The organism is Bradyrhizobium sp. 45 (assembly GCF_023073155.1).
Taxonomy (GTDB): Bacteria; Pseudomonadota; Alphaproteobacteria; order Rhizobiales; family Xanthobacteraceae; genus Bradyrhizobium; species Bradyrhizobium canariense_D.
In genome coordinates, this window is the sequence record NZ_JADPIX010000119.1 from 1 (window position 1) to 8,263 (window position 8,263).

Sequence of the window (8,263 nt, forward strand, 5' to 3'; positions counted from 1 at the left end):
CTCGGGCGCGCTGCAGAAGCGCAGTAGTGTAGACTTCCGACGTGATGTCGCCGTTGCCAACCGCTGCTGCAGCGGCTGCGAGCCCAAGCGAGGTGAGATCTGTGGTGTCTCGCGATGCAAACTGGCGTGCAGTGGCGATCATGTCTTCCATGAGATCCTCGCAAAGAGCTGTTAGGCGGCATCCCGCTGCCGCCAAACAGCGGCTCAGCTCAATGCCATTACGGTCATAATATGAAATTACGGTCGTACTGCAATGGTGATTTTCGCGTCCATGCTCTGTTGCGGGACACGTGTTCGTGAGGTGCCGATGACACAGTTGATCGATGGGAGCAATCAAGCGTTCGACGAATGACCATCAGTGACGCACGGCCGGAACGCACCCTCTATTCGCGCTTTCAACCCCCGGCGCGATTGCTGGCCTACGTCATACCGAAGCAGGGGCGGCGTTTGTCGGGCCGAGTAGATGACTTCTGCATTGGGTCAAAGGCGGCGGTCGGACCCGGACTTGGGACGACTTCCGCTCTACCTCTCGCTCCAGACATGTCACTGCGGTGTGCCAACCGACGTGATGGGCGATCAACGGACATTTCGACCGCGATCCTCATCGTCGACTCCCTTGGCACCTGCACCCAAATGCGTAGACTGGCCCCGAACAAGCCAGGAGAGAGCTTTGGCGATCGAGCGGCCAAACCGACGGCTGACGACAATCCTGGCGGCCGATGCAGCCGGCTACAGTCGGCTTGTGGGAATTGACGAGGAAGGCACGCTCGATCGCCTCCGGACCATCCGCAAGGATCTCATCGATCCTATGATCGCCGCCCATCGCGGGCGTATCGTCAAAACGACTGGGGATGGCTTGCTGGCCGAGTTCGCCTCGGTCGTGGATGCAGTTCGTTCGGCCATCGATATGCAACAGGTCATGGCTGAGAGCAACTCTGGCCTCGTACAGGACAGGCGCATCGAGTTCCGCGTCGGCATCAATCTTGGTGACGTGGTCGTGGAGGACGATGGCGACCTCATGGGCGATGGTGTCAATGTGGCTGCGCGGCTCGAAGGGATTGCCGAGCCTGGTGGTATTTGCTTGTCCAGTGCGGCCTATGACCAGGTACGTGGCAAACTCGATATCGCTGCGCAAGATCGCGGGCAGCAGCAACTGAAGAACATCGCCGAGCTCGTGCAAATCTATTCGATTTCAGCCGCGCACCCCGCAGCAGCGGCGCCGCACACGACCGTCGCACCGCGGCTCTCCATCGTTGTCCTGCCCTTCGTCAATCTCAATGGCAACAGCGAGCAGGACTACTTCGTCGACGGTTGCCGGGGACTTGGCCATGCGCGGCTGGGCAATCCTCAACCAACCCTTGTCGCTGCGCCGCGACCGCGCCGCGTGTGACCTGTTCGACGCGGCGCTCCGGTTGGACGATCGCAACGTCGAGGCGTTGGTCGGTCTTGCTTTCTATCATGGCAACGACCTTCGCACCTTCGCCTCGACCAATCGGGACGAGCAGCTACTATCGCCCACATGGCCATCACTGAGGCACTGAGGCTTGCTCCCTCCAACGCTTTAGCCCATTTCGTTCACGCCAATCTCCTCCATGTCTCAGGCGCGACGGAACGCGCGCTGCGCGAACTTCAGTTCGCTATTGCGCTCGATCGTAATCTAGCTTGGGCCCATGCTGATGCAGGCTTTTTGAAGGTTCTACTGGGGCGCGCTGAAGAGGCAGAAGCTGACCTCACAAACGCGATCCGGCTTAGCCCGCGGGACCCCGGGCTCGATCGCTGGTATGCCCTACTCGGTATCGCCGACCTATTCCTCGGCAGGCTTAACTCAGCGTTGGACCGGCTGCGCAACTCGGTCGAAATGAATCCGAACGTCGCGATGGCTCACTTTTTTCTGGCCGCGGCCTTCGCGCTGAGCGGCCGCGCTGCCGAGGGCAGGGAGGCGCGGAATGCCGGCCTCGAGCTGGACCCGCACTTTACTGTTGCAAGATTTCGGAACGAGCGGCGCAGTGAAAACCCGACCTTCCTGGCCCAGCGCGAGCGCATCTACGAGGGCCTAAGCTTGGCAGGCGTGCCAGCGGGCAATTAGAGTTTGCACGGGCACGTGGCTAAGTAGTTCCCGGAAATCAGCACTTTCCTAGCAGGCGGTCGCCCAGCGGCACAAGTTGCCTGCTAACGTCAACAGCGTCGAACTGCTGGCCGCCGTGGCCGGCTCGCCTCACTTGCCGACACGGCCGACGCCATCGCGATCTACGCCTTCAGGCCATCAGCGGACTTGCATGCGGGAACAAAGAGGACGGCCATTGAGGTGTGTCTACTTTCCGCCCCTTAAGACACGAAACCGGGGGATTGCCAATTTGTCAGGCGGGCCGCGAACCGCGGTCAGGGCTGTATCGCTCCGCTGAGCGCGCTTGCAGTTGGGGCAGACGAAAAGGTGGGCGATTATCGGTTCTAGAGTATCTCGCACCAGATCCGAGCGAAACCATCTCATGGTGGTGCGGCAATTCGCACAGTCCGGGTGTTCGAACTGCCCAAGTGCTTCCTTTTGCCGGTCCATGCCCGCTCCCCATTGTTCGGGAAACAGTAGCAAGGCAGACCCAATCGCGACGTATCAAACGATACACAACGGCAAATTAGCGCGCCAACCTTGCTTAGGACCTGCCGCTGCGCTGTGCCAACTGACGCGACACGCCAGAAGCGGCGGTCCGGCGCTCGCATACGGCAGGTTCTACGAGGACCTAGCCCACCCGCGCGCAACTCTCCCCTGCTACGATCGGATCCCAACTCCGCAACATATCGGGACGCGCACACGGCCATCTGGCGAGCTCGCAGTGGCTAGTCGGCGTCGCACGTTAGCTTCGTGATTGCGGAAAGACACCACCCGTAAATTTCCCAAGTGTTGGCACCAGTCTCACTGGTACGCAGAGCGGCAGGTTGTGAGCGCCGCACAATGAAAACACCGAAGCCGAAGCAATGGGCCCAGCGCGAGCTCCAGCAATTGTTTAGTGGCGCGGGCAGGAGCTGGTGTATCGAAGATTGCCGCCGAACTGGGCCGCCACGCCTGATCAGTGAGGCGAATGGCGCGAACGATTGGGATATTGTTGAAGAAGTAGCCGCGGCGCCTCGCCGGCGGCGGATCAGCTCGAAAGACCAAAAAGCGCGCGACGCGACACATCTCGCCTTTGGGCAGCGCGGAAGCTTTTGCCACCTCGCGTATCCGCAATCTTACGGCCATTGTGCATCCGCCATCTTTGGCATCTGCTTCAGATTGAATTCGATGACGAACTGATTTTCAGTCGAGGTCCCCATGAGCGTCAAAGCCACGATGGCGACGATCCTCCAGAACCAACTGACGTTACACGGCGTGCATTCACTGACGCCATCGGACTGCGAGCAGATCGTTGATCGGCTGATCGTGCAGCTCAGAGAACTGGAGCTTAGTTTAGCTGCGCGAGAACTCGCTGAGAAGCAGGAGCCGTAGCGCCCCGCAAATCTTTACGGCCAGCGAGACATTCTGCAGGCGAATGCCTGTCTGCGCGGCGCGTGAGTCCTCCGGCAAATGTCTGCTGCGGGTCAAAGGTGGCGGTAGGCCACTCAGCGGGACGACTTTCGCTCTACCTCTCGCTTCAGAAATGTCGCTGCTTCGCCGACCAGCGCAATGGACCACGAGCGGAAGGCCGTAACTGCGTTGATCCAGGGTGTTTGAACGAACGGCCGATCGATATCGGCGGCGCCGCAACATTAATGGCAACCGTCGTCTCTCCCGAAGGCGATGCTTGCCAAAGACAAGGCTCTGCCTGCGGCCCCGACTCATCCGTTCCGTCCGGAGGAACGATTGCATCAGTTCCGCTTTAGTCGTTCCGCACCTTCAAGAGTTTGATGGCGGCTTGCGATATCCGGCCGCCGATCGAAGGACCCGGTCAATGCGCATCCTTCTCGTCGGCGGCACGGGGCTTGTTGGATCGGCGATCCACGCCAGGCTGTCCACCGAGGGGCATGAATGCGTATTGGTGTCGCGCCATCCGGACGCGGCGCCTGATACGCAACACGTCACCCTCGATGTTGCAAGGACCACCGACGCTTCGAAATGGAAAGGCATTCTTGCCGGCGTCGATGCCGTCATCAATGCGGCGGGTGCCCTGCAGGGTCAGGACATGCAAGGGGTTCACGTCGCCGGCAGCGCAGCGCTTTATACGGCGTGCGAAAGCGCGGGCGTCCGCCGTGTCATACTGTTCTCGGCGATCGGCATCGACCGCGATGCGCCCACTGATTTTTCTCGTACCAAGCGGGAAGGCGAAGCAGCCTTGATGGCCTGCGACCTCGATTGGGTCGTACTGCGCGCCTTCCGTGGTGGTGGGCCGGCCCGCCTATGGGGGCAGCGCACTACTGCGAGGTCTGGCATCACTACCGGTTCTACCGGTCATGCCCGACACGGCAGCTATTCAACCGGTATATCTCGATGATGTGGTAGAAACGGTTCTGTTCTTCCTGCATCCCGGCGCTCCTTCGCGCATCGCACTTGATCTGGCCGGTCCACGGCGGATCGCCTTCAGCGACTCCGTCGCGCTGTTTCGCGCCTGGCTGCGCTGGAAGCCCGCTTACCGCCTGCACCTGCCTAGTTGGGCGGCTTCGGGCGCTTACCGTGCGGGGGACCTGGCCCAGATGCTGGGTTGGGGAACGCCCATCAGTTCGACTGCAAAGGCGGAAATGCGGCGTGGCGCGACCGGCGATCCCGAGCCCTGGCGTCAGCTTACCGGCTTGAGGCCGCGCGATCTTGAAGGCGCGCTCGCACGCGAGCCCGCGTCCGTGCAGGAACGCTGGTTTGCCCGGCTATATGCGCTCAAGCCGCTGATATTCGGCGTCTTCGGCCTGTTCTGGATCGTCACAGGCATCATCTCGCTTGGCCCTGGCTGGGAAATTGGAATGTCCTTGCTACGGGAAGGCAGGGTGCCGGAAAAAGTCGCTTCTCTCACCGTCATCGCCGGCGCGCTCGCCGACATCGGCATCGGCCTCGCGATTCTTTGGCGGCCTCTGAGCCGCTACGGGCTCTGGGCAGCACTGATCATCTCGCTAACCTATTTCGTGATCGGCACGGCGCTGGTGCCGCGGCTGTGGGCCAATCCGCTTGGACCAATGCTGAAGATCTGGCCGGTGCTGATGCTCAATCTGGTTGCCATGGCGATCCGGGAGGATCGCTGATGTTCTATTTCCTTCTTAAGATGGTGCACATCATTGGTGCTGCCGTCCTGCTCGGTACTGGGGCTGGCATCGCCTTTTTCATGCTGGTGGCGCATCTGCGCGGCGACCCGCGCGAGATCGCGGGGGTCGCGCGGACGGTGGTACTGGCCGACTTCCTATTTACGGCGAGTGCCGTGGTCCTGCAGCCGATCACCGGCACATGGCTCGCTTGGTCGAGCGGATATTCCCTCCGCGATGGGTGGATTGCGGCGTCCATCGCACTGTACCTGGTGACCGGCGCCTGCTGGCTCCCGGTGGTGTGGATGCAGATGCAAATGCGCGATCTTGCTGTCCGTGCGGTAGAGACCAACGCCAAGCTGCCTGCCGGGTATTACCAACTCTTTCGGTGGTGGTTCGCCTTCGGATTTCCGGCGTTCGCAGCCGTGCTGGTTATCTTCTGGCTGATGATCGCCCGCCCGCCTATTCCATACTGGGATTCCTAGACGGTCCTCATAAGAGGCTGACGTGCTCCACCGATCAGGAACGCATCCTGGGCCTGGGGCTGTCCGGATCGAGGAGTGATGTTCGAGAACAGGCCGGTACGGGCGGCCGGTGCCGTCCGCCTTCGGACACTCTTGAGCCACACCCGGACACCGTTCTGCTCGCAGAGGCCGCCGAAGCAAAAACGCCGCCTGCTTAAATGGTCGCAGGCGGCGGCTTCCAGCCCCGGGAGGGAAAATTGCAAAATCCCGATACCATGTGTCGGCACATACTGTGCCAAGGTTCATTGTGCCGGGGCGGGACACCGGAGCCGGTTCGCTACGGCCCAGCAGGCACAGGCGCCCGGGCTCTCCTGTTTTTCGGGTTTGTCTCGATAAACGTGACTCCCAACTCCTCGCCATCCACCCAGGCAAGCTCGCGGCGACGATAGGCCAACCCTACTGAGGAGAGCACCAGGAAGAATCCCTTGAGGGGAAGTCCGACCATCGTGGAACTCGCGATGGTGCAATCTCTTCCGTGCTCTTTGGCGGTGTAGAGGGCTATGTCGGCGTCGCGCGTCAGCCTTAGTTCATCTGCCGTCGCATCGCTCTTCGCAGCGACGCCAACACTGATCGTCACATATTGTCGTTGTGCTCCAGGATGGTAGATGTGCAATCGGGTGACCAGCAACCGGATTGCGTCGCAACTTTGACTGGTCTCTCCTCGCTTACACCCGGTAGGACCACCGCGAACTCCTCGCCGCCGTATCGCGCTGAGAGCCCTCCGGTGTTTGCCGTCCACTTCCAATCACTTCGGAGATGCGTCGAAGGCAAGCGTCGCCGGCCTGGTGACCCAAAGCGTCGTTGAATCCTTTGAAGTGATCGATGTCCATCAAGAGCACAGAAAGCACTTGATCTTGGGCATAGGCCTCGCGAAGGATGCATCGAAGCTGCGTCTGTTCGCCAGCCCGGTAAGCCCGTCAGTCATCGCAAGCTGCCCCAGCTTCAGGTTGGCTGAAGATAGCTCATCCTCAAGGGCCTTTTGCTTGGAAACGTCGAGAAGAACGCCGACAAGTTCCAGGTCATCGCCCGGCGAGTGTTCGGCGATCTTGAAAATGGCCTCGAGCCAGAGCATCACGCCGTCGCCGCGCCGCATGCGAAAGCGAACCGAAACGAGAAGCGGTCGCGCCCTTCAACTCCCGGCTTGCCGCCAAGACCCTTTCGCGATCATCCTCGTGAACTACGTCGAGACACAAACGTCCCAGGAAGTCGGTTTCAGTTTTCCCCACCACGGTGACTAAGGGGGACACGTATCGCAGGTACCCCTTCCTATCCATCACGATGACAATATCGGCGATGTTGTCCGCCAGCAGCCTGACCCTCGCCTCTCGATCTCGAAGCGCCCGTTCAAGCCCGGTCCGAAACCGTAATCGGCTGCTCAGGAGCGCGGCCATTCGAACCCGAGGTCGCGAGGATCTAACGCATCCACGCACACATCGACCGCGCTAATAGAATTGCTCTCATCGACCCAATCATCGAGGCATTCCGGCGACAGCGGCATTTGCTGGCGATCCGCACCTTGAACGAAGCCCCGCATGAAAGTATCGTGTCTCACTTAAGAGGTGCAGTCCAGTAGAGCCGAATGAGTACTCGGGCATAAAGTAGCCGAAAACGCTGCCATTTGCGTGGCGGATGCCCTCCTTTGCTCATGTCGTCGACTTGATGTTCCCATCTCGTTTGCACCGATCGCGCCCTGGGCGCGCGTGCCGTCCGCCATGAATATGCGACTACGCGTGTTTTCGAGGAGTAGCAGCCACATGAAGCAACATACCTTCGAAGCATTTTCCACCACCGCGATCTACTGGACACCGCTTGTGCTTTTGGGCACCGCAATGCCGCCAAGAGATCCCGATGAAGACGAGGAGGACGAAGACGACGAAGACGACGAAGAGGAAGATGACGCTGACGAACCGCCGGTCGTGCGCGAGCCGGACGACGACTAGACTAGCGTGTTCGGCAGCCAGGGGTATAATATTTGTCATGGGCTGGCATGCGAATGACATAGCGCTCCTCAACAGGCTCTGGTCCGCAGGACAGAGCGCGGCGCAGATAGCGCGTCGTCTCGGGTGCAGTCGTAACGCGGTCTGCGGCATGCTGACCCGTCTGGGCCTGAAGCGCGGCCACAAGCCGCCCACAGCAACGCCCAAGATAAGGCCGTCCCCGAAGCTGAGGCCGACGTCGTCGGCAGCCTGCGCTCGTCCAGTCGCACGGAAGGTGTCGCGGAACACAGCGGAGAGGCAACAGCCCAAGGAATTCAGCAAACAGCCTCTACTCCATGCTGGCTGAGGCCGTCAGAAACACTGACTAGGAGCTCACCACCAACGTCGTTGCGCTCCTCGCTTCAGCTATCGTACACGAACCGACGCACGCAAGTCCGTCCGACGAACTGCGTCCATAAAGACTAGCCTTGTTGCAGCTGCACAGATCGGCAGCTAGTTGGCTTCTTGTTTGTAAGCGCGAATTTCCCTGCACCTTTTGCTTTTGAGTGCTCTGATGCATGAGGTGTCCACCAAAATAGGTGGACACCTTGTGATGGCAGACGATGATCA

12 protein-coding genes and 2 pseudogenes are annotated in these 8,263 nt (G+C 60.4%); 9 read left to right on the forward strand and 5 right to left on the reverse strand.

Annotated elements, in window-relative coordinates:
- Positions 1–676: 676 nt before the first annotated feature.
- The 7 genes and pseudogenes from IVB42_RS20125 to IVB42_RS20150 form a co-directional block, all read left to right on the forward strand.
- Positions 677–1,312: pseudogene (locus IVB42_RS20125) on the forward strand (adenylate/guanylate cyclase domain-containing protein); the annotation flags it as partial.
- A gap of 207 nt (positions 1,313–1,519) precedes the next feature.
- Entirely contained in the window at positions 1,520–2,086 is a 567-nt protein-coding gene (locus tag IVB42_RS20130) for a tetratricopeptide repeat protein (RefSeq protein ID WP_247471182.1), read from the forward strand.
- A gap of 861 nt (positions 2,087–2,947) precedes the next feature.
- Positions 2,948–3,286, forward strand: a complete 339-nt coding sequence (locus tag IVB42_RS20135) for a hypothetical protein (RefSeq protein WP_247471184.1) — start codon at positions 2,948–2,950, stop codon at positions 3,284–3,286.
- An 18-nt stretch (positions 3,287–3,304) separates the two neighbouring features.
- Positions 3,305–3,478 (forward strand): hypothetical protein, encoded by a 174-nt coding sequence (locus IVB42_RS20140; RefSeq protein ID WP_247377142.1) that lies wholly within the window; start codon positions 3,305–3,307, stop codon positions 3,476–3,478.
- A gap of 442 nt (positions 3,479–3,920) precedes the next feature.
- Positions 3,921–4,460 (forward strand): NAD(P)H-binding protein, encoded by a 540-nt coding sequence (locus IVB42_RS42290; protein WP_346732224.1) that lies wholly within the window; start codon positions 3,921–3,923, stop codon positions 4,458–4,460.
- Complete coding sequence (locus IVB42_RS42295; protein ID WP_346732225.1) at positions 4,420–5,196, forward strand: SDR family oxidoreductase; 777 nt, start codon at positions 4,420–4,422, stop codon at positions 5,194–5,196. Before IVB42_RS42290 ends, IVB42_RS42295 begins: the two co-directional genes overlap by 41 nt.
- On the forward strand, positions 5,196–5,678 hold the full coding sequence (locus IVB42_RS20150; protein ID WP_247471187.1) for a DUF2269 domain-containing protein: 483 nt from the start codon (positions 5,196–5,198) through the stop codon (positions 5,676–5,678). Before IVB42_RS42295 ends, IVB42_RS20150 begins: the two co-directional genes overlap by 1 nt.
- A gap of 316 nt (positions 5,679–5,994) precedes the next feature.
- On the opposite strand, the gene IVB42_RS41910 is transcribed toward IVB42_RS20150, so the two are convergent.
- The 5 genes and pseudogenes from IVB42_RS41910 to IVB42_RS20170 all read right to left on the reverse strand — a co-directional run.
- Positions 5,995–6,330 (reverse strand): diguanylate cyclase, encoded by a 336-nt coding sequence (locus tag IVB42_RS41910; protein ID WP_253075413.1) that lies wholly within the window; start codon positions 6,328–6,330, stop codon positions 5,995–5,997.
- Positions 6,331–6,382: 52 nt separating this feature from the next.
- Positions 6,383–6,565: a diguanylate cyclase gene (locus IVB42_RS41915; protein WP_346016095.1), complete on the reverse strand. Its 183-nt coding sequence runs from the start codon at positions 6,563–6,565 to the stop codon at positions 6,383–6,385.
- Positions 6,547–6,810: a hypothetical protein gene (locus tag IVB42_RS20160; protein WP_247471191.1), complete on the reverse strand. Its 264-nt coding sequence runs from the start codon at positions 6,808–6,810 to the stop codon at positions 6,547–6,549. The genes IVB42_RS41915 and IVB42_RS20160 overlap by 19 nt, the downstream gene beginning before the upstream one ends.
- Entirely contained in the window at positions 6,737–7,108 is a 372-nt protein-coding gene (locus tag IVB42_RS20165; protein ID WP_346732226.1) for a PAS domain-containing protein, read from the reverse strand. Before IVB42_RS20165 ends, IVB42_RS20160 begins: the two co-directional genes overlap by 74 nt.
- Positions 7,108–7,251, reverse strand: a pseudogene (locus IVB42_RS20170) (IS5/IS1182 family transposase); the annotation flags it as partial. The pseudogene IVB42_RS20170 and the gene IVB42_RS20165, both read right to left, overlap by 1 nt.
- Positions 7,252–7,471: 220 nt before the next feature.
- Between IVB42_RS20170 and IVB42_RS20175 the strand changes: the two are divergent.
- Positions 7,472–7,657 (forward strand): hypothetical protein, encoded by a 186-nt coding sequence (locus IVB42_RS20175; protein ID WP_247297716.1) that lies wholly within the window; start codon positions 7,472–7,474, stop codon positions 7,655–7,657.
- Between the two features lie 37 nt (positions 7,658–7,694).
- A complete protein-coding gene (locus tag IVB42_RS20180) occupies positions 7,695–8,000 on the forward strand; it encodes a GcrA family cell cycle regulator (RefSeq protein ID WP_247297726.1) in 306 nt (101 codons plus the stop codon).
- Positions 8,001–8,263 lie beyond the last annotated feature (263 nt).

Excerpts from the sequence above, each read along its gene's own strand:
- IVB42_RS20130 (WP_247471182.1), top strand. The coding sequence starts at position 1,520 with ATGGCCATCACTGAGGCACTGAGGCTTGCTCCCTCCAACGCTTTAGCC.
- IVB42_RS20135 (WP_247471184.1), top strand. The coding sequence starts at position 2,948 with ATGAAAACACCGAAGCCGAAGCAATGGGCCCAGCGCGAGCTCCAGCAA.
- IVB42_RS20140 (WP_247377142.1), top strand. The coding sequence starts at position 3,305 with ATGAGCGTCAAAGCCACGATGGCGACGATCCTCCAGAACCAACTGACG.
- IVB42_RS42290 (WP_346732224.1), top strand. The coding sequence starts at position 3,921 with ATGCGCATCCTTCTCGTCGGCGGCACGGGGCTTGTTGGATCGGCGATC.
- IVB42_RS42295 (WP_346732225.1), top strand. The coding sequence starts at position 4,420 with ATGCCCGACACGGCAGCTATTCAACCGGTATATCTCGATGATGTGGTA.
- IVB42_RS20150 (WP_247471187.1), top strand. The coding sequence starts at position 5,196 with ATGTTCTATTTCCTTCTTAAGATGGTGCACATCATTGGTGCTGCCGTC.
- IVB42_RS20160 (WP_247471191.1), bottom strand. The coding sequence starts at position 6,810 with ATGCGGCGCGGCGACGGCGTGATGCTCTGGCTCGAGGCCATTTTCAAG.
- IVB42_RS20165 (WP_346732226.1), bottom strand. The coding sequence starts at position 7,108 with ATGGCCGCGCTCCTGAGCAGCCGATTACGGTTTCGGACCGGGCTTGAA.
- IVB42_RS20175 (WP_247297716.1), top strand. The coding sequence starts at position 7,472 with ATGAAGCAACATACCTTCGAAGCATTTTCCACCACCGCGATCTACTGG.
- IVB42_RS20180 (WP_247297726.1), top strand. The coding sequence starts at position 7,695 with ATGGGCTGGCATGCGAATGACATAGCGCTCCTCAACAGGCTCTGGTCC.